This window comes from Lentzea sp. NPDC004782, from assembly GCF_040609115.1.
GTDB lineage: Bacteria > Actinomycetota > Actinomycetes > Mycobacteriales > Pseudonocardiaceae > Lentzea.
The window spans coordinates 1-21,735 of the sequence record NZ_JBEXJN010000035.1 but is presented as its reverse complement, the minus strand read 5'-3'; the positions used below and the strand labels follow the sequence as shown (position 1 = coordinate 21,735).

Sequence of the window (21,735 nt, the reverse complement as noted above, 5' to 3'; positions counted from 1 at the left end):
GAGCCGGTCAGGCCGCTCGCTTCAGGTTCGCCCGCACCAGCAGGTAGACGAGGAACGGCCCGCCGATGATCGCCGTGACGATGCCGACGGGCAGGTCGTTGGGCAGCACGGTTCGTGCGATGAGGTCCGAGCCGATGAGCAGCAACGCGCCGAACAGTCCGGAGGCGATCAACGGCGGGACGGGCGTGCGCAGCAGCCGCATGGTGATCTGCGGCGCGACCAGGGCGACGAACGGCACGGGGCCTGCCGCCGAGACCGCGACGCCGGCGAGCAGTACCGCGCACAGCAGCAGTACTGCTCGCACGGCCGAGTAGCGGACACCGAGTCCGGCGGCGACGTCGTCGCCGAAGTGCATCGGCCGGAACTGGAAGGAGATCGCCAGCACGACCAGGACCAGCGCGACCGTGACCCACAGCGTCGTCCACACCTCGGTCCACGACCGCGACCCGAGCGACCCGACCAGCCACGACTGCGCGCGGGCGACGTCGCGGATGTCGGCCAGCACCAGCAGCCAGGTGGTGAGCGCCTGCATGACGGCGCTCACCGAGACACCGATGAGGATCAGCCGGAACCCGTCGATGCCCCGCCGCCACGCCAGGAAGTAGACGAGCAGACCGGTCAGCAGACCGCCCGTCAGCGCCGCCGCGGGCAGGCCGACAGCTGTGGTGACCGCCGCGCCGCCGGTGGCCGTCACGAGGAAGACCGCGGTGGCGCTGGCACCACCGGTGATGCCCAGGACGTCGGGGCTCGCGAGCGGGTTGCGGGCGATCGACTGGGTCAGGGCGCCGGAGATGCCGAGCGCCGCGCCCACGATCACGCCGACGAGCGCGCGCGGCATCCGCAGGTCCATGATCACGAACTCGTCGACGCGCTCGCCCTGGCCGAAGATCGTCCGGATCACCGCGGGCAGCTCGATCGTGAAGTCGCCGACCGAGATCGACACGCAGAAGACGAGGAACGTCAGCGCGGCCAGCACCAGCGTGACCAGCACGAGCCACGGCCGCCAGACCCAGGACCAGCCGCCCACGCGGACACCGGGGTGCATTTGTGTGGTCATGCCTGCCTGAACTTCCCGAGCCAGACCAGCGCCGCGAAGAACGGTGCGCCGATGAGGGCGATGACGATGCCCGCCGCCAGCTCGGCCGGGCGGACGACGAGCCGTCCGGCGATGTCACCGGCGAGCAGCACGAGCGCGCCGAGCAACCCGGCGTACGGCACCAGGAACCGGTAGTCCGGGCCGGTGATCCACCGCGCGATGTGCGCGACCATCAGCCCGAGGAACGCAATCGGCCCGCACGCCGCCGTGGCCGCACCCGCCAGCAACGTGACCGCCACGACGCCGATGGTCCGTCCGGCCGCGATGTTCACGCCGAGCCCGCGCGCCACGTCGTCGCCGAGGTTGAGCAGGTTGATCGCGGGCAGGTTGACCAGCGCGACGACGAGCCCGGCGGCTACGAACACCGCGGTCACCCCGATGACGTTCCACCCGGCACCCTGCACCGAGCCCGCGTTCCAGAACCGCAGCACGTCCAGGGACTGCTTGTCGGACAACGCGACCGCGGTGGTCATCGCGGCCAGGGACACCGTGACGCCCTGACCGGCCAGGGCGAGCGTGAGCGGGTTGCCCGCCCCGCGCCCGAGGCTCGACAGGCCGAACACGAGCACCCCGGCACCCGCGGCCCCGGCGAACGCGAACCACAGGTACTGGACCGGGTTCTGCAGCCCGAACACCGAGACGGCGAGCACCACGGCGAACGACGCCCCGGAGTTGACGCCGAGCAGGCCGGTGTCCGCGATGGGGTTGCGGGTGTGGCCCTGGATCAGCGCGCCCGCGACCCCGAGCGCGAGACCAGCCACGATCGCGAGCACGGTCCGGGGCACGCGCAGGGTCTGCACGATGAGCGTGATCTCCGTGAGCCGCTGGTCGGTGCCGGGGTCGCCGAACAGGCCCTGCCACACCTCGGCCGGGCTCAGCGACCGGGCGCCCACCACCAGCGACAACACCGCCGTGACGGCGAGCAGCACCACCAGAACCGCGAGGCCGCGCAGCCGTCGCGGACTCGCTGCGGCCAGCCCGCGTTGCTCCACCACCATGCTCACGACGAGCTACGTTAGCAGCCGACCTAGGGCATCCTTACCTAACTCGTACCCCTGTGCGGTGTGCAGGGGTGCTCGATGAAGGGCGCCTTCCTACACCTCAGGTGGATGAAGGCGCCCTTCATCGACCTCGAGCGTGCAGGCGGCGAGCTGTTTGCGCACGCGGTCGGCCTCGTCGTCGCGCCCCTGCTGCTCCAGCATCCGCAGCGCCTGCTGCCAGACCTCCTCCGCCTCCTCGCGCCGTTCGAGCGCGAGGAGCGGGTGACCGAGGCCGATGAGCACGTTGGCGGTGGTGTAGTCGTCGTTCTCGGCGCGGTAGAGCTCGGCCGCGCACTCGTAGAGCGCGACGGCCTCGGTGTGGTTGCCGACCTGGTGGGCGATGCGGGCGAGCGTGTCGACGGCGTGGGCCTCGCCCTGCCGGTCGCCGAGCTCGCGCAGCAGCCCGCGGGCCTTCTCGGCGTGCTCGCGGCCCCGGGCGGTGTCGCCGACCTCCGCCGCACAGCAGCCGAAGTTGTTGTGCGCCAACGCGATGAGCACTTGGTTTCCGGTCTGCTGGTAGTGCTCCAGCGCGGCCCGGGCGTGGTCGAAGGCCAGCTGGTACTCCTCCCGCATGCCCCACAACCAGGTCAACGCGCCGTGCGCGTCGGCGAGGGGGAGTGGCTCGCCGGCTTGCTCGGCCAGTGCGAGCGCCCGGTCGAGATGGTGCTGCGCCTCGTCGTAGCGCTGCACCTGGCCGAGGCTGGTGCCCATGATCCGGTGCGCGATCCCTCGTTCCTCGGGGTCGTCGGCGGCGTGGATGGCCGTGCCCCACAACGCCAGCTCGTCGTCGAGATGACCTCGGTGCTGGTTGTACGCGTGCGAGATCCGGGCCAGCAGCACCACGCGGTCCTTCCAGCCGCGCTGGGCCGCGGCCTGCTGGACGGCCCGGCGGGTGCCGCGTTCGGCGTCGAACCACGCCAGCGCACCCGCCTTGTCCGCGGCCGGGGTGACGAGGACGTCGGCGGGGCTGAGCGCGATCAACGGGCGGTGCGGGTCGACCAGCCGGTCGTTGGCGTGGGCCGTGTGCACGTAGTGGTCGACGAGCCTGCGCAACGCCTCGGCACTGCCGATGTGCCGCGCCTGTTCGGCCGCGTAGGCCCGCACGAGGTCGTGCATCCTTGCCCGGTAACCGTCACCGATCGAGATCAGGGACGCTTGTTCCAACGACCGCAGCGTCGTGCGCGCGTCCTCAATGGACACTCCGGCCAGCGCGGCGGCCGCGGGCAGCCCGATGTCCTCGCCCGGCGCGATGCCGAGCAGGGCGAACATCTCCTTCTGCCGGTCGGTCAGCGCCCGGTACGACCAGGAGAGCACGACCGGCACGCTGACGCTGGGATCGGCGTCGAGCGCGCCGAGCCCGAGCTGTTCCAGCTGGCGGGCGATCGCGGCGAGCGAGAGGTCCGGCTCGGTGAGGACGCGGGCGCCGACGATGCTCAACGCGAGCGGCAGCCCGCCGCACAGGTCGATCAGCCGCGCGGCCGCGAGAGGTTCGGCGGTCAGCCTGGCCGCGCCGATCCTGGTGGCCAGCAACGAGCTCGCGTCCGAGTCGGCGAGCACGTCGAGCCCGAGCGGGGTGGCGCGGCCGGTCAGCCGGTTGCGGCTGGTCACGAGCACGCGGCAGGTGTCGCCACCGGGCAGCAGCGGGGCGACCTGGGCGGCGTCGACGGCGTTGTCGATCACCACGAGCATCCGTCGTTTCGCGATCAGGCCGCGGAACGACGCGGCCCTGGCCTGCGCGGCGTGCGGCACGGCGCTCGCGTCGAGGCCGAGCGCGTGCAGGAACCCGCGGATCGCGACGTCCGGCTCCATCGGCGTCTCGTCGGGGCTGAACCCGCGCAGGTCGACGAACAGCTGACCGTCCGGGAACCGGTGCAGGTTGCGGTGCGCCCAGTGCAGCGCGAGCCACGTCTTGCCCATGCCGCCCGCGCCCGCGATCGCCGCCACGCCCGTGCGCACGGCCTCGTCCAGCTCGGCCAGGTCCTCCTGCCTGCCGACGAACTGCGCGGGCGCCGACGGCAGCTGACGCGGGACCACCACGGGTGGCTGCTGGTCGCCGAGAAGCAGTTTTTCGTGCAGCCGCTTCAGTTCCGGGCCCGGCTCGGTGCCGAGCTCCTCCACCAGACGGGCGCGGACGGCCAGGAACTGTTCGAGCGCCTCGGAAATGCGGCCCGCCTGCGCCAGCGCCTGCAGGTGCTGCGCCGCCACGCGTTCGTCGAACGGCCGGGACGCGGCGAGCTCGGCGGTCGTCGCGAGCAGCTCGCGGCCCTGGCCCAGCGCGAGCCGCGCGTCGACGAGGTCGAGCTCGGCGGCGTCGCGTTCCCCGTCGAGCTGGTCGCGCGTGCGCGCGGCCCAGTCGCCGCCGATGCCGGTCAGCGGTTCGCCCCGCCACAACGCGACGGCCTCACCGAGGGTGCCCGCGCGCCGGCGGAGCTCGCGGAACCGCAGGAGGTCCACACTGGACTCGTCGGCGACCAGCACGTACCCGGTGGGCCGGGTGGCCAGCTCGATCCCGGCCTGACGCAGCCGGGAGAGGTAGCTGTGCAGCGTCGCCCGTGCGCGTGGCGGCGGCTCGTCACCCCAGACGCGTTCGATCAGCTGCGAGACCGGCACGACCTTGTTGACGTCGACCGCCAGCGCCGCGAGCACACACCGCTGACGCGCGGGCCCCAGGTCGACGGTGTGGCCGTCGACCCGCGCGCTCACCTCTCCGAGCAGGTCGATCTCGACCGTCAACCCCACCGAACCTCCTGTCGCGCTACAACGAGCCTGGTCAGAGGTCGTGCGGAACGCGGTCAGCGACCCTTTTCCGCCGTGATGAGCGAAATGACCGCGAGCCCGGTGTTGACCGCGGAGATCAGCACGGTCAGCTTCGCGGCCTTGGCGGGGAGCTCGCGGCGCCGGGCCGCGTAGAGCGCGGCGGCCGTGTCCGTGCCGTGGATGAGCACGGCCTGTCGCAGCACCCGCTGTGCCGACGGGTCGTCGGCCTTGAGCGTCAGCAGGTCCACCCCGAGAACGAGCGTGCGGATGCCGAACATGCGCGCCGGGTAGACGAACCGGCGGTCGTCACCCAGCTCGTCGCCGAGGCTCTTCGCCATCCTCCCGGCCGCGAACAACCCCAGCGCGCCGTTGAAGATCCGCACGCACGCCAGTGCGGTCCGCGTGACATCGCCCAGCTTCATCGAGCCCACCTCGTTTCGTCGGTGCAATCTAAGCAGGTAGCCAGAATTCGTGTTCGCAACTCGCGGTCTGGTGAGGTGGATGAAGGGCGCCTTCCTCCACCTGGTGTGGATGAAGGAGCCCTTCATCCATGTAGTCGCCCGGCAGGCGGGGTGGCGGGCAAGACCTCTGGCGAGGCGCTCAGTGGGCAGGCCGCGGGCACGCGTCCACACAGGTCGTCCGGGTGACATAGGCTGCGGGCGTGGCGGGCCCGCGCAAGCGTTCTGCGTTGATCGCCCGGCTGGTGAGCGACCAGCCGGGCGGGTCCCAGGGCGCGATCCTCGACGAGCTGCGCCGGTGCCTGCTCGACGGCGGCGTGCCGCCCGGCACGCCGATCCCGCTCGACGAGGTCGCGCAGGTGTTCGGGGTGAGCCGCATCCCCGTGCGCGAGGCGCTCAAGACCCTGATCGGCGAAGGTCTCGTCGAGCACCGGCCCAACCTCGGCTACCACGTCGCCCGGCTCACGACCCGTGAGCTGCACGAGTTGTACGTGGTGCGGGAGGTGCTGGAGGTGGCGGCGCTGACGGCCGCGGTCGCGGCGGCCACCGAGCAGGACGACGTGGAGGCGACCGCCACGCACGAGGCGCTCGGCCGGGCGATCGCGGCGCAGGACGTGCGCGGCTACCACCGCGACAGCAGGCGGTTCCACCTGGCGCTGGTCCGCCCGTGCGGGATGCACCGGCTGCTGGCCATGCTGGAGTCGGCGTGGAACACCACGGAACCGGTGCAGCCCATGGCCCACGTGCCCGACGGCGCGAAAGTCGTGCTGCACCAGGACCACGGGGAGATGCTCACGGCGTTCCTCGCGCGGGACGTGGACGCGCTCGTCGCGGCGGCACGGGCGCACCACGGCAGGCTGCGGGCGTCCCTGGCCGCGCTGCCCCGGCACACCGGGCTGTTCGTCGACTCCGACTGACCCGGGAAAATATACGGTTCGCGTCATGGGGGCGTAACACGGCGGGACCAGGCTGCTCGCACCACATCCGAGGGCACGAGGAGTTGGTGATGACGGATACAGTCTCCCGCCCGGCGACCGCCGCCACCCCGCAGTACGACCCGCGTCTGACGAACACCGACCTGGCGCCCCTGGAGAAGCAGACCTGGGGCTCCTACAACATCTTCGCGTTCTGGATGTCCGATGTGCACAGTGTCGGTGGCTACGTCACCGCGGGCAGCCTGTTCATGCTGGGCCTGTCCAGCTGGCAGGTGCTGCTCGCGCTGCTCATCGGCATCGGGATCGTGAACGTCTTCTGCAACCTGGTGGCCAAACCGAGCCAGGTCACCGGTGTGCCGTACCCGGTGATCTGCCGGGCGTCGTTCGGTGTGCTGGGCGCGAACGTCCCGGCGATCATCCGCGGCCTCATCGCGGTGGCGTGGTACGGCATCCAGACCTACCTCGCGTCCGCGGCGCTGAACGTGGTGCTGCTCAAGCTCTTCCCGGCGCTGATGCCGTACGCGGACGTGCAGCAGCACGGGTTCCTCGGGTTGCCGCTGCTCGGCTGGGGCTCGTTCGCGCTGCTGTGGTTCGTGCAGGCGGCGGTGTTCTGGACCGGCATGGAGACGATCCGCCGGTTCATCGACTTCTGCGGCCCCGCCGTGTACGTGGTGATGTTCCTGCTCACCGGCTACCTGATCTACCGGGCCGGCTGGGGTGCGATCGACCTGAACCTGGGCGAGGTCCGCCACACCGGTCTGGCGTCGATCCCGGTGATGCTGGGCGCGATCGCACTGGTGGTGTCGTACTTCTCCGGCCCGATGCTGAACTTCGGCGACTTCTCCCGCTACGGCCGCTCGTTCGCCGCGGTCAAGCGCGGCAACCTGCTCGGCCTGCCGGTGAACTTCCTGGTGTTCTCGGTGCTGGTGGTCGTGACCACGTCGCTGACCCTGCCGGTGTTCGGCGAGCTCATCACCGACCCGGTCGAGACGGTCGCCCGCGTCGACAGCACGACGGCGATCGTGCTGGGCGCGTTGACGTTCAGCGTCGCGACGATCGGCATCAACATCGTCGCGAACTTCATCTCGCCCGCGTTCGACTTCTCCAACGTCAGCCCGCAGCGCATCAGCTGGCGCGCGGGCGGCATGATCGCCGCCGTCGGCTCGGTGCTCATCACGCCGTGGAACCTCTACAACAGCCCGGAGGTCATCCACTACACGCTGGAGGTGCTCGGCGCGTTCATCGGTCCGCTGTTCGGCGTGCTGATCGCGGACTACTACCTGGTGCGCAAGCAGAAGGTGGTGGTGGACGACCTGTTCACGCTGTCGCCGGACGGGCGTTACCACTACCGCAACGGCTACAACCCGAAGGCGATCGCCGCCACGGCGGTCGGTGCCGTCATCGCGGTGCTCCCGGTCCTGGTGTCCGCGCTCGCCCCCGCCGCGCAGTACAGCTGGTTCGTCGGCATGGCCGTCGGCCTCGTGGTGCACACGCTGCTGTCCCGGCGGGGTCGATGATCGTCAAGGTGGTGAACCCCAACACCAGCGCGGAGATGACCGCGCTGGTGGAGCGGTCGGCGAAGGCCGTCGCCGCGCCGGGCACGACCGTGGTGGCGGTCAGGCCGGCGATGGGGCCCGCGTCGATCGAGAGCCACTACGACGAGGCGCTGAGCGTGCCGGGGTTGCTGGCCGAGGTCGCCGCCGGTGAACAGTCCGGTGTGGACGGTTACGTCGTGGCGTGCTTCGGCGACCCCGGGCTCGACGCCGCGCGGGAACTGGCTCGCGGACCCGTCGTCGGCATCGCCGAGGCCGCCATGCGCACGGCTGCCTATCTGGGGCGGGGCTTCACGGTGGTGACGACGTTGTCCCGCACCCGCGGCCGGGCGTGGGACCTCGCCGAGCGGTACGGGATGCGCGGGCTGTGCCGGGGTGTGCACGCCTGCGACATCCCGGTGCTGGAGCTGGACCGCGCCGCGCTGGACGTGGTCACGGCGGCCTGCGCCCGCGCCGTCGAGGCTGACGGCGCGGACGCGGTGGTGCTGGGCTGTGCGGGCATGACGGACTGGGCGGCGCCGATCGCGGAGGCGATCGGCGTGCCCGTGGTCGACGGCGTCCAGGCGGGCGTCCTCGCGGTGCAGGCGCTGGTGGAGATGGGGCTGCGCACCGGCAAGCGGGACGAGTTCGCCGTCCCGCCGCCGAAGCGGTACACGGGGCTGTTGCGCGACTTCGGGTCGTGATCAGCCGGTGGGGCCGGTCCAGTCGGCGGCGACGTGCCCGATGCGCACGCGCTGCGGGTGGTCGCCGACCGGCACGGAGACGGTCTTCTGGCCGGTGCCGAAGTCGATCGCGGTGATCTGGTCGGCGCCGCTCTCGGAGATGACGCACTGGCGGCCGTCACCGCTGATGGTGGCCCAGTAGGGCTTGGAGGCCTTGACGAGCGGGCCCTGCTGCAGCGTGGCGCGGTCGACCACGGTGGCGTAGTCGTCCATGGTCCCGGCGACGCACAGCTTGCTGCCGTCCGGGTTCATGGACAGGCCGTGGTGGCGCGAGTCGTTGACGAACGTGGTGCGGTCGTCGCTCGTGTCCGGGTTCTTCGGCAGCGTCTTCACCTGCGTGATCTGGTCGGTGGCGACGTCGTACTCGAGGAAGCCGTTGAAGAACGACACCTGGAAGTACAGCTTCGAGAAGTCGGGGGAGAACACCGCGGGCCGCACGGCGTTGGACAGGTCGCCGCGGCCGAAGGCGTTCAGCCGGCTGCGCATGTCGATGGTCCTGACGACCTGGTAGGTGGCGGCGTCGACGATCGTGATGTGCCGGTCGCCCTTGAGCCAGTCCTGGTCGGGGGCGTCGAAGTTGTTGTTCACCTCGCCGATCGACATGTTCCAGATGTACCTGCCGCCGTTGGTGAAGATGTTCTCGTGCGGCTTGTCGCCGGTCTTGAACGAGCCGAGCTGCCGGCCGGTGTTGATGTCCAGCACGTGCACGGTGTTGGAGGTCGACGCCGAGACCGCGATCTTGCCGCCGTCCGGGGAGACGGCCATGTGGTCGGAGCGGAAGCCCGACACCGGGAACCGCCACTTGATCTGCCCGGTGGCGAGGTCGAGGGAGACGACGTCGGCGAAGCTGGGCCGGGAGACGACCACGGCCGAGCCGTCGGGGGTGGTGTACATGTCGTCGACGAACTGGTCGTGCCCCTCGCCGGGGCCGGACCGGATGCCGAGGAAGAACGCCAGCTTGACGGGGTTGAGGTAGATCTCGGTCAGCCGCTGGTTCTTGTCGGGGATGACGTTGAGGCGGCCGATCTTCGCGAAGTCGCCGGTCGACTTGACGACGTCGGCGGTGCCGTCCCAGTTGTTGCCGACGAACATCACCTCGCGCAGCTGGGTCGCGGCGTCGGCGGAGGCGGTGACGCAGGCGGCGAGGACGGTCGCGGCCGCCGCAGCGGCCGTCAGGCGCCGGGTGAGAGCGCTCCCGGCGGGAGCTTTCCGGGCAGGGTCGGACATGGCTTTCATCGGTGCTTCTCCGGGGTGAGGTAGGCGCCCTGCGACAGGCGCGGACGTGGGAGCACGCCACGTCCGGGCGACGTTCGCAGGGTCTCCGCACGGGCACGTCCCAAAGAAGGAGCGATGGACTTGGCCGGGTCCGGCTCCTACCTACTGGATAGTAGGCTCGCGTGACGCCCGCCACAAGATCGAGGGTTTCGCAATGGGCCGGACATGGTCACGTAGTCCGCGGTTCACCTGAGCGGGGCCAGATGTCGGGCGCGTATCTTTGTGCGTCATGCCGGACGATCTTCCTGCCCGCCCGTTGCCCGACGACGGGTTCGTCCTGACCAGGACCAAGGTCGCGACGGTGCTCGCCGCCGGGGTCGTCGCCGGAGCCGCCGTGTCCTTCGCCGGATACCTGGAGTTCGGGCCGCTCGTCGGGTGGGACGTGGCGACGCTGGTCTACCTGACGTGGGTGTGGTTGCTGATCTGGCCGATGAACGCCGAGGAGACCGCCCAGCACGCCGTCCGCAACGACCCGACGCGCACCGGCGGCGAACTGGTGCTGCTGTGCGCGGCGATCGCCAGCCTGGTGTCCGTGGGGTTCGTGCTCGCCCGTGCCGCGCACACCACCGGCACGTCGGAACTGCTGCGGGTCGGGCTGGGGGTGCTGTCGGTGGTGCTGTCGTGGACGATGGTGCACACGATCTTCGCCTTGCGCTACGCCCGGCTGTACTACGTCGACGACGACGGTGGCATCGACTTCAACCAGAAGCAGCCGCCCGACTACGGCGACTTCGCCTACGTCGCCTTCAGCATCGGCATGACGTTCCAGGTGTCCGACACGTCGTTGTCCGCCAGGGACATCCGCCGCACGGTGTTGCGCCACTCGTTGTTGTCGTACCTGTTCGGCACCGGCGTGCTCGCCACGACGATCAACCTCGTCGCGAGCATCAGCAGCGCCTGACCGTCGGCAATTTAAACGATTCACAAGCCGTGTCCGGTTTCAGACACGTGCCTTGACATGCTCTCACGCACCGAACAGGCTGGCTCTCGCGGCCGCGATTGAAACGTTTCATCCAGCGATGAAGGTGGAGGCGACGTGCGCAGACGGGAGTTCCTGAGGACCTCGGCGGTCGGGTTGTCCACGACCGCGCTGCCGGTCGGGGTGGCACGGGCCGAACCGGGCAGGGCGGGTGGGATGCGGGTCGAGCGCACCGCGGTCGAGTACGCGGAAACGTTGCTGGGCACCGATGTCGCGGTGCCGCGGCTGAGCTGGGTGCTCGCGGCGAGCGGCACCGGCGCCCGGCAGAGCGCCTACGAGGTCGAGGTCGGCACCGCTCCCGGCCGTGCCGACGTGTGGCGCTCCGGCCGGGTCACCTCCGACCGCACCACCGGGATTGTGTTCGGCGGCAAGGAGTTGCGGCCGCGCACGCGGTACCACTGGCGGGTGCGGGTGTGGGACGGCGCGAACCGGGTGTCGGCGTGGAGCGCGAACAGCTGGTGGGAGACGGCGTTGCTCGGCACGGCGTGGCAGGCGCGGTGGATCGGTGCCCCGGACACCTCGATCGGCTTCACCGGCGCCTCGTGGATCTGGTCGGCCACCACGCCACCGGAGAGCCGGTGGTTCCGGGCGGCCCTCGACCTGCCGGCGGACGCGGTGAGGGCACGGCTCGTCGCGACTGCGGACGACGACTTCACGTTGTACGTCAACGGTTCCGAGGTTCTCCACGTGCCGGAGGAGACGGACGTCTGGAAGGTCGGTCAACGTGCCGACGTGACGCGGTTGGCGGGCAGGCGGATCGTGCTGGCCGCGCGGGCGACGAACCGCTCACCCGGTCCGGCCGGACTCCTGCTGCGGTTGCTCGTCGACCTGCCCGACGGGCAGCGCGAGCTGGTCACCGGTCCCGGCTGGAAGGTCGCCGACACCGAGCAACCCGGCTGGCAGACCCCGGGTTTCGACGACTCGGCGTGGCTCCCGGCGACCGTGTACGACCCGTACGGGCAGGGGCCGTGGGGCGCGAACGTCACCGTGAAGGAACAACCGGCACCGTTGCTGCGCAAGGAGTTCACCGTCGGCAAGCCGGTGCGGCGGGCCCGGCTGTACATCAGCGGGCTGGCCTACCACGAGACCGAGATCAACGGCCGCCGCGTCGGCGACCGGGTGCTCGATCCGGGTTTCACCGACTACGACAACACCGTCCTGTACGCGACGCACGACGTCACCGAGCTGGTTCGCGGCGGCCGCAACGCGATCGGGGTGACGCTGGGCCGCGGCTTCTACGGCATGAAGACGCCGAACGTGTGGCGGTGGGAGCAACCGCCGTGGCACGACGAGCCGAAACTGCTGGCACAGCTGGAGATCGACCACCCGGACGGCACCCGTACGACGATCGCGTCCGACGGATCGTGGCGCCTGACCGACGGCCCCACGATCTCGAACTCCCTCTACACCGGCGAGACCTGCGACGCCCGGCTCGCTCCCCGTGACTGGACCAAACCCGGCTTCGACGACTCGAAGTGGCAGTCCTCGCCGGTCAGGCCCGCGCCGAAGGGCGCGCTGAAAGCCCAGGAGCACGAACCGATCCGCGTGGTCGAGACGGTCACCCCGGTGGTCAGCTCACCGAAACCGGGCGTGTTCGTGGCGGACATGGGCCGCACGATGTCGGGCTGGACGCAGCTCACCGTGACCGCGCCGGCGGGCACGGTCGTCCGGCTCAAGCACGGCGAGACGCTGAACGCCGACGGCACGGTGCACGTGGAGAACGGCCACGTGACCGGCAACCGGATCCAGCTCGACGAGTACGTCTGCGCCGGTCAACAGGAAACCTGGGAGCCGAAGTTCTCCTACAAGGGCTTCCGGTACGTCGAGGTGACCGGGCTGCCGGCGGCACCGAAGCTGCTCGGCCGGGTCGTGCACACGGATGTGCGGCGCGCCAGCACGTTCCGGTGCTCCGAGCCGTTGTTCGAGCAGTACGACGCGGCGATGCGCCGGACCGTCACGAACAACCTGCACGGCATCCCGACCGACACCCCGACGTACGAGAAGAACGGCTGGACGGGCGACGCACAGGTCGGCACGCCGTCGATGCTCGCCGAGTTCGGCATGGCGAAGTTCTTCACCAAGTGGCTCGGCGACCTCGCCGACAGCCAGGACCCGGCAGGGCAGCTGCCGGTGATCGTGCCCAGCGGCGGCTGGGGCTACCGGGAGCTCGCCCCGGCACCGGAGTGGACGACGGTGTACCCGTTCGTGCTGCGCGAGATGTACCGGACCTACGGCGACGACCGGTTGCCCGCCCAGCACTGGCCGGTCCTCACCCGGTACCTGGACTGGGAGATCGGCAGGCTGCGCGACGGCCTCGCGGTCACCGCACTCGGCGACTACCTGGCACCCGGCACCGGCGGCCTGCCGCCGGAGGACACCCGGCTCACCGCGACGGCGTACCTGTACCGGGCGCTGCTGCACACCGCGGAGCTCGGTGACGCGATCGGCACCCCGGTACCGCGCTACCGCGAGGTCGCCGCGAACCTGTTGTCCGCGTTCAACCGCACGTTCCTCGACGGCGACCACTACCGCACGGCCAGGGACCCGGACTACCGGCAGACGTCCAACGCGGTCCCGCTGGCGTTCGGCATGGTGCCCGCCGGGTCGGTGCAGGCGGTCGCGGACCGGCTCGCGGCCGAGGTGAAGGCCAACGGCAACCACGTGAACGTCGGCTGCCTCGGCGCGAGCGTGCTGCTGAAGGTGTTGAGCGACAACGGGCACGCGGACGTCGCGCACGCCATGGCGGTCGAACGGTCGTACCCCAGCTGGGGCTACTGGTTCGCGAACGGCGCCGACACCATGTGGGAGATGTGGGACGCCGGCACCCGGTCCCGCAACCACTACTTCAAGGGCACGGTCGCGCAGTGGCTGTACGAGCACGTCGCCGGACTGCGCCCCGGTGACGAGGGCTACCGGACGTTCCAGGTCCGGCCGAACGCCACCACCGGCGTGTCCTGGGCACAGCTGGAGTTCGACAGCGTGCGCGGGCGGATCGGCGTGGCCTGGACCGAAGTGGACGGTGTGCTGCGGCTGACCGTCGAGGTGCCGGTGGGCTCCACCGCCGAGGTGCACGTGCCGCAAGCGCGTGGTGTCGCGGTGGTGCACGTGCCCCACGGGAGGTGGAGGTTCACCGGGGGAAGCAGTGCCGCCGTACCGGTTTCCTGAGAACGGCGAGATCGAAACTCGAAATCCGTGATCGTCACCTATCGGGTGATCTTGCCCGCGTCCGGGCGTGCGGATCCGGCGGGCGGTTCCTACGGTCCTGCCTGCGGTCGTCAGGCCGCAGGCAGAACCAGGGCCGGCCGTGCGCTCACCTGTCCAGCGGGCGGCCCTGAACCAGGTCACGGACCAAGACCCCGCCGGACAGGCGCCGTTCACCGGTGAGAGCGAGGCGGGGTGCGAAAAGGACCATGCGTCATCTCCGTGGCAACACCACCGCTCGTGCCGTGCTCGTCGCCTTCTCCGCGACGGCCTTCATCGCGGCGGGCGGCGCGATCGCCGCTGCCGCGCCGTCGGTCGACTGGGACCGGGTCGCGCGGTGCGAGAGCGGCAACAACTGGTCGGCCAACACCGGCAACGGCTACTACGGCGGACTCCAGTTCACCCAGTCGACCTGGCAGGCGAACGGTGGCACCGGCAGCGCGCACCGGGCCTCGCGCGAGGAGCAGATCCGGGTTGCCGAGAACGTCCTGCGCAGCCAGGGCATCGGAGCCTGGGGTGCGTGCGGGCGGAGGGCCACCGGTGGCGCGGGAGAACCTGTCCGCCCGGTGCGGAGCACCCCCGTCACCCGGCGTGCCGTGCCCGACGTCCCGGTGGCTGCGGCGTCCACGAGCAACCCGGCCGGCGACTACACGATCAAGCCGGGGGACACGCTCAGCGGCATCGCCGAGGAGCTGCACGTCGAAGGGGGATGGCGGGCGCTGGTCGAGAAGAACGCCCAGTACCTGACCAACCCCGACCTCATCAGGACCGGCGACCGGATCGTGACGAGGTGATCCGGGGGAGGTAGCGCCGCAGCGGTTGCGAGTGGCGCACCAACCCCCTGAGGTCGGCGAGCGTGCCGTGGGCCGCGCCCACGGCACGTGCCTGCACCAGGACGTTGCCCAGCGCGGTGGCTTCGGCCGGTCCGGCCACCACGGGCAGCCCGCACGCGTCGGCGGTGAGCTGGCACAACAGCTCGTTGCGCGAGCCGCCGCCGACGATGTGCACGACGTCGACCTCCTTGCCGGACAACCGTTGCGCGTCACTGATCGCGTCACGGTGGGCCAGCGCAAGGCTGTCCATGACGGACCGCACGATCTCGGCGCGTGACATCTGCTTCCCGCACCACTGCGCGATCCGTGCGGGCATGTCGCCGGGCGGGAGGAACACCGGGTCGTTGGGGTCGAACACCGAGCCTGCCGCATCTCCGGCTGCCCGCAACAACGGTGCGAGGTCGGCGTTCCAGCAGCGCAGGCATTCCTGCAGCAGCCAGAGGCCCATGACGTTGCGCAGGTAGCGGATCGTGCCGTCGACGCCGCCTTCGTTGGTGAAGTTGGCGGCCTGGCTTTCCGCGGTGAGCACCGGTGATTCCAGCTCGACGCCCACCAGCGACCACGTGCCGCACGAGATGTAGGCGAACCGTTCGTTCTCGGCGGGCACGGCGACGACGGCGGACGCGGTGTCGTGCGAGCCGACCGCGGTCACCGGGACGCCGTTCCACGTTCCGGCGGGGTCGCCGGGGTACCGCAGCTCCGGCAGCAGGCCGGGAGGGAGGTCGCGGGTCAGCTCGGGCGACCACCGTCCTGTCCGCACGTCGATCAGCCCGGTCGTGGTGGCGTTGGTGTACTCGGCGCCGCGCTGCCCGGTCAGCCAGTACGAGAGCAGGTCGGGGATCAGCAGGAGCTGCGACGCCCGGGGCAGCAGTGGTTCCGCCATCAGCTGGAACATCGTGTTGAACGGCTGGAACTGCAGCCCGTTGATCGCGTACAGCCCGTCCGGTGGCGTGATGCCCTCGGTGCGGGAGTCGCGGTGGTGCACCGGGTTGCCGAGCAGCTCGCCGTCCGCGTCGAGCAGGCCGTAGTCGACCGCCCAGCTGTCGATGCCGACGCTGTCGACCTCGCCCGCCCGGTGCAGCCCCGTGAGCATCTCGCGGTGCAGGCCGGGCACGTCCCAGTGCAGCCGGTCGCCCAGGTGCACCGGTCCGTTGGGGAACCGGTGCACCTCCTCGATCCGCACGCCGTCCTCGGCGACGACACCGCGCACCACGCGGCCGCTGGACGCGCCGAGGTCGACCGCCGCGACCGCGGTCATCGCAGGAAAGCCGCTGCTACACCGGCGTCGACCGGCACGTGCAGGCCCGTGGTGAGCGACAGGTCGCCCGCGGTCAGCGCGACCACCGCCGCGGCCACGTGCTCGGGCAACACCTCGCGCCCCAGCAGGGTGCGCTGGGCGTAGAACTCGCCGAGCTTCTCCTCGGGCACGCCGTAGACGGCCGCGCGCTGGGCACCCCAGCCGCCCGCGAAGATGCCGGAACCGCGGACCACGCCGTCCGGGTTGACGCCGTTGACCCGGATGCCGTCCCCGCCCAGCTCCGCCGCCAGCAACCGGACCTGGTGCGCCTGATCCGCTTTGGCGGCACCGTAGGCGACGTTGTTGGGACCGGCGAAGACCGCGTTCTTGCTGGAGATGTAGATGATGTCGCCGCCCATCCCTTGGGCGCGCAGGACTTTCGCCGCCTGCTGCGACACCAGGAACGACCCCTTGGCCATCACGTCGTGCTGGAGGTCCCAGTCCGCCTCGGTCGTCTCCTCCAGCGGCTTGGAGATCGACAGGCCGGCGTTGTTGACCACCAGGTCCACGCCGCCGAACGCCAGCACCGCTTCCCGGAACGCCCGCGCGATGCCCGCGCTGTCGGTGACGTCGGCGGTCACCGCGACCGCCACGTCCGACGAGCCGATGCCTTCGGCGACCTCCCGCGCGGCGTCACCGTTGCGGTCGGCGACCACCACGCACGCGCCCTCGGCGGCCAGCCGTCGCGCGATCGCCCGGCCGATGCCCGAACCACCGCCGGTGACGAGCGCGACGCGGGTGGCGAGCGGCTTGGGCTTCGGCATGCGTTGCAGCTTGGCCTCTTCGAGCGCCCAGTACTCGATGCGGAACTTCTCGCGTTCCTCGATCGGCGCGTACCGGGAGACCGACTCGGCGCCGCGCATCACGTTGATGGCGTTGACGTAGAACTCGCCGGCCACCCGCGCGGTCTGCTTGTTCCTGCCGAAGCTGAACATGCCGACGCCCGGCACGAGCACGATCGCCGGGTCCGCGCCGCGCATCGGCGGGCTGTCCGGCTCGGCGTGCCGGTCGTAGTAGGCCTTGTAGTCCTCGCGATAAGCCTCGTGCAGCTGCTTCAGCCGCGTCACGACGTCGTCCAGCGGCGCGGTCGGCGGCAGGTCGACCACCAGCGGCCGGACCTTGGTGCGCAGGAAGTGGTCGGGGCACGAGGTGCCGAGCGCGGCCAGTTCGGGATGCCGTTCGCGGGCGAGGAAGTCCAGCACGACGTCGGTGTCGGTGAAGTGCCCGACCTGCGGCGAGTCCGTCGACGCGAACCCGCGGACCACCGGCGCCAGCTCAGCGGCCCTTCGCAGGCGCTCGTCGAGGGCGAGAGGTTCGTGGACGATCGGGCCGAACGGTTCGGGGCGGCCGTGTTCGTCGAGGTAGCGCTGAGCGGTGGTGATGATGTCGAGCGAGTTGGCCTCGCACTCCTCGCTCGTCGCACCCCACGCGGTGATGCCGTGCCCGCCCAGGATCACGCCGATGGCCTGCGGGTTCTCGCGCTTGACCGCCGCGATGTCCAGTCCCAGCCGGAAACCGGGCCGCCGCCACGGCACCCACACCACTCGGTCGCCGAAGCACGCCTTGACCAGCGCCTCGCCGTCGGCCGCCGTGGCGAACGCGATGCCCGCGTCCGGGTGCAGGTGGTCGACGTGGGCCGCGTCCACCAGGCCGTGCATGGCCGTGTCGATCGACGGCGCGGCGCCTCCCTTGCCGTGCAGGCAGAAGTCGAACGCGGCGACCATCTCGTCCTCCCGTTCGACACAGGGGTAGACGGACGTCAACGCGCGCAACCGGTCCAGCCGCAGCACGGCGAGCCCGGACTCGGTGAGCGTCCCGAGGTCGCCACCGGATCCCTTGACCCACAGCAGTTCCACCGGCTGCCCGGTCACCGGGTCGGTCTCCGAGCCCTTGGCCGAGGTGTTGCCGCCCGCGTAGTTGGTGTTGCGCGGATCGGCACCGAGCCGGTTGCTCCGCCCCAGCAGCGCTTCGACCTGGTTCATCACGCACCCCACCCGGCGGCCTCGCCGCCGACTCGTTCACGGACGATCTGCTCGGCGTACCCGGACCGCCGGTACGCGGCCATCGGGTCGGGGTCGAGACCCATCTCCTCGCGGAGCTCCCGCAGCAACGGGCGGACGTCGGTGTTGTAGGCGTCCATCAGCGCGGCGTTCGCGCCGAGCACGTCACCGGCCTGTTGCGCTTGAGCGAGTGCCTCGTGGTCGACCAGCAGGGCCTTCGCCGTGGCCTCCTGGACGTTGAGCACCGAGCGGATGATCGCCGGGATCTTCGGCTCCAGGTTGTGGCACTGGTCGAGCATGAACGCGATGCCCGCGGCCGGCTTCAGCGCGTCGGCCAGCACGATCTCGTGCATGATCCGGAACAGCTGGAACGGGTCGGCCGCGCCCACCATCAGGTCGTCGTCGGCGTAGAAGCGCGAGTTGAAGTCGAACGCGCCGAGCTTGCCCGCCCGCAACAGGAACGACACGATGAACTCGATGTTCGTGCCCGGCGCGTGGTGCCCGGTGTCGATCACGACCCGCGCCTTGTCACCCAGCTGCAGGCAGTGCGCGTACGCCGTGCCCCAGTCCGGCACGTCGGTCGTGTAGAACGCGGGCTCGAAGAGCTTGTACTCCAGCAACATCCGCTGATCGGCGCCGAGCCGCTCGTACGTCTCCCGAAGAGCCTCGGCGAGCCGGTCCTGGCGCGCGCGGATGTTGTCCTGGCCGGGGTAGTTGAGGCCGTCGGCGAACCACAGCTTGAGATCGCGCGAGCCCGTGGCGTCCATGATGTCGACGCACTCCAGCAGGTGCCCGATCGCCTTGCGCCGCACCGCCGGATCGGGGTGGCAGACGCTGCCGAGCTTGTAGTCGTCGTCCTGGAAGACGTTGGAGTTGATGGCCCCCAACGCGATGCCGCGATCCCGGGCGTAGGACGCGAGCTTGCCGTAGTCGTCGACCTTGTCCCACGGGATGTGCAACGCGACCGTCGGCGCGACGCCGGTGAGCCGGTGCACCACCGCCGCGTCGTCGATCTTCTCGTACGGCGTGCGCGGAACCCCCTGCTGCGCGAACACCTTGAACCGGGTGCCGGAGTTGCCGTACGCCCACGACGGCGTCTCGATCCGCTGCTCCCGCAACGCGTCCTTCACGCTCATCAGTTTCTCCATGAGCTCAGTCCCAAAAATCAGGCAAGGTGGAAGACCTCGTCGAGCGGCCGCATCCGTTCGTCGGCGTTGCCGTCACCGACGAAGAACTCCGCCATCTCGGCCTGCCAGCGGGCGTTCACCTCGGTGCGGGCCATCTCGGCGAGCGCCGCGTCGAAGTCGTCGCATTCGAGGTAGCCGATCAGCAGGCCGTCCCCGGCGAGGAAGAGGGAGTAGTTGCGCCATCCCGCCTCGCTGAGGGCGGCCCGCATCTCGGGCCACACTTCACGGTGCCGCGCCTTGTACTCGTCGATCCGGTCGGCGCGGACCCGCAGGGTGAAGCAGACCCGCATGTCAGAAGTCGAACTTGTCGATGTTGCCGGAGTCGAACACCTGCGGCGGGCCGAGCACGACCTCGCCCTTGGCGCCGATCGTGTAGTCGCCGAGGTCACCGGCCTTGAACTTCTCGCCCTCGGCACCGGTGATCTGCCCGGACGCCAGCGCCGCCGCGGCGTACGCGGCGAGGTAGCCGAGCTTGCTCGGGTCCCACAGCGCGAACGACTTCACGGTGCCGTCCTGGACGAACTTGCGCATCTGGTTCGGCGTGCCGAGACCGGTGAGTTGCACCTTGCCCTTGTACTCGCTGGAGCTGAGGTAGCGGGCGGCGGCCGCGACACCGACGGTGGTCGGCGAGATGATGCCCTTGAGGTTCGGGTGCGCCTGCAGCAGACCCTGGGTCTTCTGGAACGACGTCTGGTCGTCGTCGTTGCCGTACGCGGTCTCCACGAGCTTGAGGCCTGAGTACTCGGGCTTCGCGAGCTCGGTCTTCATGACCTCGATCCACGCGTTCTGGTTGGTGGCGTTCGGGGTCGCGGACAGGATCGCGATCTCACCGCTGCCGCCGACCGCGTCGGAGATCAGCTTCACCTGGCCGGCGGCGATGTCGTTCGAGCGGGCCTGGTTGATGAACACGTCCCTGGCGTCCGGTGCGGCGTCGGAGTCGAAGGTCACGACCTTCACCCCCTGCGAGCGCGCGGACTTGAGCGCGGGCGCGACGGCGTTGGCGTCGTTCGCGGAGATCACCAGCGCGTTCTGCTTCTGCTGCGCGGCGGTGTTGATGTAGGTGACCTGCGAGCTGGCCGCGGCGTCGGACGGGCCGGTGGCCTTGACCTCGGCCTTGAGCGCCGTGCCCGCCTGCTCGGCGCCCTTCTGCGCCACGGTGAAGTACGGGTTGTTGACCTGCTTGGGCAGGAACGTGATCTTCAGGCCCTCCTTGAGCGGCGCGTTCGGGTCGGCCTTGGCGGCGTTGGTGGCGCCACCGGTCTGCTGGCTCGAACTGTCCTTCGTGGTGCCGCCACAGGCGGTGAGCGCGACGGCCCCGGACACCACCAGGGCGAGCACGAGACGTGTGTTCATGTCGTTGCCTTTCGGAGCGATCGGGTGATCGAGGGGGCGAGCACGCTCACCAGCAGCAGGAGCCCGGTGACGATGGTGAGGACCTCGGTGGAGGTGTCCCGCAGGATCAGCAGGTTGCGCAGACCGCCCAGCAGCAGCACGCCCGCGAGCACGCCGAAGAGCGATCCCCTGCCGCCGAAGATGGACACGCCGCCGAGCAGCACGGCGGCGACCACGGCCAGCTCCAGCCCGACGCCGTTGTCCGCGCGGGCGCTGGAGAAGCGGAACGTGTAGACGATGCCGGCGACCGCGGCCACCGCCCCGGCGAGCACGAAGAGGACCAGCTTGATCCGCTTGACCCGGATGCCGGAGAACCGCGCGCCCTCCTCGTTGGCGCCGATCGCGTAGACGGACCGGCCGAACGAGCTGGCGTGCAGCGCGATCCCGAACAGGACCGCCAGGACCGCGGCGAGCGCGATGGGGTACGGGACGTTCGTGCCGGGCACCGGTGTCGTGCCGAACGACGTGTAGCTCGCCGGGAAGTCCGCGACCGCCGTGTCGCCCAGCACCACCAGCGCGAGGCCGCGGTAGAGCGCGAGCGTGCCGATGGTGACCGCGAGGCTGGGCAGGCCGAGCCGGGTGACGAGCAGCCCGTTGACCGCGCCGCAGACCGCGCCGATGGCGATCACCACGGGCAGGATCGTCTCGAGCGGCCAGCCCTCGTTCCACAGCCAGCCGACCAGCGCGCTGGACAGCCCGAGCACCGACGCGACGGACAGGTCGATCTCGCCCGCGACGATCACCAGCGTGAGCGGGAGGGCGATCAGCGCGATCTCACCGATGTCGAGGCCGAGGTAGAAGAGGTTGCCGCCGTCGAGGAACGAGCCGTTCGTGCTGATCTGGCCGGTCAGCGCCACGACGATCAGCAGGAGCACCAGCGCGGTCTCCCACCGCAGAAGGCTACGCATGGCTGGTTCCCTAAGGTTGAGGTTGTTCGGGGTGAGTGCTCCGGATGCCCAGTGCGATGGGGTGTGGCTGATGGCTTGTTGCCGTGAGGTGGCTCGGAAGGA

17 protein-coding genes are annotated in these 21,735 nt (G+C 70.5%); 6 read left to right on the top strand and 11 right to left on the bottom strand.

The annotated features are described in order from the left end of the window. Positions 1-7 precede the first annotated feature (7 nt). The 4 genes from ABZV40_RS28795 to ABZV40_RS28780 form a co-directional block, all read right to left on the bottom strand. Complete coding sequence (locus ABZV40_RS28795) at positions 8-1,057, bottom strand: iron chelate uptake ABC transporter family permease subunit (protein ID WP_355448115.1); 1,050 nt, start codon at positions 1,055-1,057, stop codon at positions 8-10. Continuing rightward, positions 1,054-2,094, bottom strand: a complete 1,041-nt coding sequence (locus ABZV40_RS28790; protein ID WP_355448294.1) for an iron ABC transporter permease — start codon at positions 2,092-2,094, stop codon at positions 1,054-1,056. Before ABZV40_RS28790 ends, ABZV40_RS28795 begins: the two co-directional genes overlap by 4 nt. A gap of 96 nt (positions 2,095-2,190) precedes the next feature. Further along, positions 2,191-4,875 carry a BTAD domain-containing putative transcriptional regulator gene (locus tag ABZV40_RS28785; RefSeq protein ID WP_355448112.1) on the bottom strand — a complete coding sequence of 895 codons (2,685 nt, stop codon included), beginning with the start codon at positions 4,873-4,875 and terminating at the stop codon, positions 2,191-2,193. Between the two features lie 53 nt (positions 4,876-4,928). Further along, entirely contained in the window at positions 4,929-5,315 is a 387-nt protein-coding gene (locus ABZV40_RS28780) for a hypothetical protein (RefSeq protein WP_355448109.1), read from the bottom strand. 239 nt (positions 5,316-5,554) lie between these two features. Between ABZV40_RS28780 and ABZV40_RS28775 the strand changes: the two genes are divergently transcribed. From ABZV40_RS28775 to ABZV40_RS28765, 3 genes are all read left to right on the top strand, one after another. After that, positions 5,555-6,268 carry a GntR family transcriptional regulator gene (locus ABZV40_RS28775; RefSeq protein ID WP_355448106.1) on the top strand — a complete coding sequence of 238 codons (714 nt, stop codon included), beginning with the start codon at positions 5,555-5,557 and terminating at the stop codon, positions 6,266-6,268. Between the two features lie 89 nt (positions 6,269-6,357). Beyond that, the gene (locus tag ABZV40_RS28770; protein WP_355448103.1) at positions 6,358-7,803 is read left to right on the top strand and encodes an NCS1 family nucleobase:cation symporter-1; all 1,446 of its coding nucleotides are present in this window, start codon (positions 6,358-6,360) and stop codon (positions 7,801-7,803) included. Further along, on the top strand, positions 7,800-8,522 hold the full coding sequence (locus tag ABZV40_RS28765; protein ID WP_355448100.1) for an aspartate/glutamate racemase family protein: 723 nt from the start codon (positions 7,800-7,802) through the stop codon (positions 8,520-8,522). The genes ABZV40_RS28770 and ABZV40_RS28765 overlap by 4 nt, the downstream gene beginning before the upstream one ends. Here the strand turns inward: ABZV40_RS28765 and ABZV40_RS28760 are convergent, their stop codons facing one another. Further along, on the bottom strand, positions 8,523-9,653 hold the full coding sequence (locus ABZV40_RS28760) for a YncE family protein (protein ID WP_355448291.1): 1,131 nt from the start codon (positions 9,651-9,653) through the stop codon (positions 8,523-8,525). A gap of 412 nt (positions 9,654-10,065) precedes the next feature. On the opposite strand from ABZV40_RS28760, the gene ABZV40_RS28755 reads away from it, so the two are divergent. The 3 genes from ABZV40_RS28755 (at position 10,066) to ABZV40_RS28745 (ending at position 14,810) form a co-directional block, all read left to right on the top strand. Next, on the top strand, positions 10,066-10,737 hold the full coding sequence (locus tag ABZV40_RS28755) for a DUF1345 domain-containing protein (protein ID WP_355448098.1): 672 nt from the start codon (positions 10,066-10,068) through the stop codon (positions 10,735-10,737). A 135-nt stretch (positions 10,738-10,872) separates the two neighbouring features. Next, entirely contained in the window at positions 10,873-13,980 is a 3,108-nt protein-coding gene (locus ABZV40_RS28750) for a family 78 glycoside hydrolase catalytic domain (RefSeq protein WP_355448095.1), read from the top strand. Positions 13,981-14,225: 245 nt separating this feature from the next. After that, on the top strand, positions 14,226-14,810 hold the full coding sequence (locus ABZV40_RS28745) for a transglycosylase family protein (protein WP_355448092.1): 585 nt from the start codon (positions 14,226-14,228) through the stop codon (positions 14,808-14,810). Here the strand turns inward: ABZV40_RS28745 and ABZV40_RS28740 are convergent. From ABZV40_RS28740 to ABZV40_RS28715, 6 genes are read right to left on the bottom strand one after another with little or no spacing between them, the layout of a single operon-like run. Further along, complete coding sequence (locus ABZV40_RS28740) at positions 14,779-16,107, bottom strand: rhamnulokinase family protein (RefSeq protein ID WP_355448089.1); 1,329 nt, start codon at positions 16,105-16,107, stop codon at positions 14,779-14,781. The two genes, ABZV40_RS28745 and ABZV40_RS28740, sit on opposite strands and share 32 nt — an antisense overlap. Beyond that, positions 16,104-18,128, bottom strand: coding sequence for a bifunctional aldolase/short-chain dehydrogenase (locus ABZV40_RS28735; RefSeq protein ID WP_355448087.1), 2,025 nt, complete (start codon positions 18,126-18,128; stop codon positions 16,104-16,106). The genes ABZV40_RS28740 and ABZV40_RS28735 overlap by 4 nt, the downstream gene beginning before the upstream one ends. Next, entirely contained in the window at positions 18,128-19,282 is a 1,155-nt protein-coding gene (gene rhaI / locus ABZV40_RS28730) for an L-rhamnose isomerase (RefSeq protein ID WP_355448084.1), read from the bottom strand. The genes ABZV40_RS28735 and rhaI overlap by 1 nt, the downstream gene beginning before the upstream one ends. A 29-nt stretch (positions 19,283-19,311) precedes the next feature. After that, the gene (locus tag ABZV40_RS28725; protein ID WP_355448082.1) at positions 19,312-19,623 is read right to left on the bottom strand and encodes an L-rhamnose mutarotase; all 312 of its coding nucleotides are present in this window, start codon (positions 19,621-19,623) and stop codon (positions 19,312-19,314) included. A gap of 1 nt (position 19,624) precedes the next feature. Next, positions 19,625-20,686 carry a rhamnose ABC transporter substrate-binding protein gene (rhaS, locus tag ABZV40_RS28720; protein WP_355448079.1) on the bottom strand — a complete coding sequence of 354 codons (1,062 nt, stop codon included), beginning with the start codon at positions 20,684-20,686 and terminating at the stop codon, positions 19,625-19,627. After that, on the bottom strand, positions 20,683-21,633 hold the full coding sequence (locus tag ABZV40_RS28715) for an ABC transporter permease (protein WP_355448076.1): 951 nt from the start codon (positions 21,631-21,633) through the stop codon (positions 20,683-20,685). Before ABZV40_RS28715 ends, rhaS begins: the two co-directional genes overlap by 4 nt. Between the last annotated feature and the right edge of the window lie 102 nt (positions 21,634-21,735).

What these genes read in the sequence shown, in the direction of transcription:
- ABZV40_RS28760 (WP_355448291.1), bottom strand. Translation starts at nt 9,653, where the DNA reads ATGTTCGTCGGCAACAACTGGGACGGCACCGCCGACGTCGTCAAGTCG.
- ABZV40_RS28780 (WP_355448109.1), bottom strand. Translation starts at nt 5,315, where the DNA reads ATGAAGCTGGGCGATGTCACGCGGACCGCACTGGCGTGCGTGCGGATC.
- rhaS (WP_355448079.1), bottom strand. Translation starts at nt 20,686, where the DNA reads ATGAACACACGTCTCGTGCTCGCCCTGGTGGTGTCCGGGGCCGTCGCG.
- ABZV40_RS28725 (WP_355448082.1), bottom strand. Translation starts at nt 19,623, where the DNA reads ATGCGGGTCTGCTTCACCCTGCGGGTCCGCGCCGACCGGATCGACGAG.
- ABZV40_RS28755 (WP_355448098.1), top strand. Translation starts at nt 10,066, where the DNA reads ATGCCGGACGATCTTCCTGCCCGCCCGTTGCCCGACGACGGGTTCGTC.
- ABZV40_RS28765 (WP_355448100.1), top strand. Translation starts at nt 7,800, where the DNA reads ATGATCGTCAAGGTGGTGAACCCCAACACCAGCGCGGAGATGACCGCG.
- ABZV40_RS28740 (WP_355448089.1), bottom strand. Translation starts at nt 16,107, where the DNA reads ATGACCGCGGTCGCGGCGGTCGACCTCGGCGCGTCCAGCGGCCGCGTG.
- ABZV40_RS28735 (WP_355448087.1), bottom strand. Translation starts at nt 18,128, where the DNA reads ATGAACCAGGTCGAAGCGCTGCTGGGGCGGAGCAACCGGCTCGGTGCC.
- ABZV40_RS28745 (WP_355448092.1), top strand. Translation starts at nt 14,226, where the DNA reads ATGCGTCATCTCCGTGGCAACACCACCGCTCGTGCCGTGCTCGTCGCC.
- ABZV40_RS28790 (WP_355448294.1), bottom strand. Translation starts at nt 2,094, where the DNA reads ATGGTGGTGGAGCAACGCGGGCTGGCCGCAGCGAGTCCGCGACGGCTG.
- rhaI (WP_355448084.1), bottom strand. Translation starts at nt 19,282, where the DNA reads ATGAGCGTGAAGGACGCGTTGCGGGAGCAGCGGATCGAGACGCCGTCG.
- ABZV40_RS28795 (WP_355448115.1), bottom strand. Translation starts at nt 1,057, where the DNA reads ATGACCACACAAATGCACCCCGGTGTCCGCGTGGGCGGCTGGTCCTGG.
- ABZV40_RS28770 (WP_355448103.1), top strand. Translation starts at nt 6,358, where the DNA reads ATGACGGATACAGTCTCCCGCCCGGCGACCGCCGCCACCCCGCAGTAC.
- ABZV40_RS28715 (WP_355448076.1), bottom strand. Translation starts at nt 21,633, where the DNA reads ATGCGTAGCCTTCTGCGGTGGGAGACCGCGCTGGTGCTCCTGCTGATC.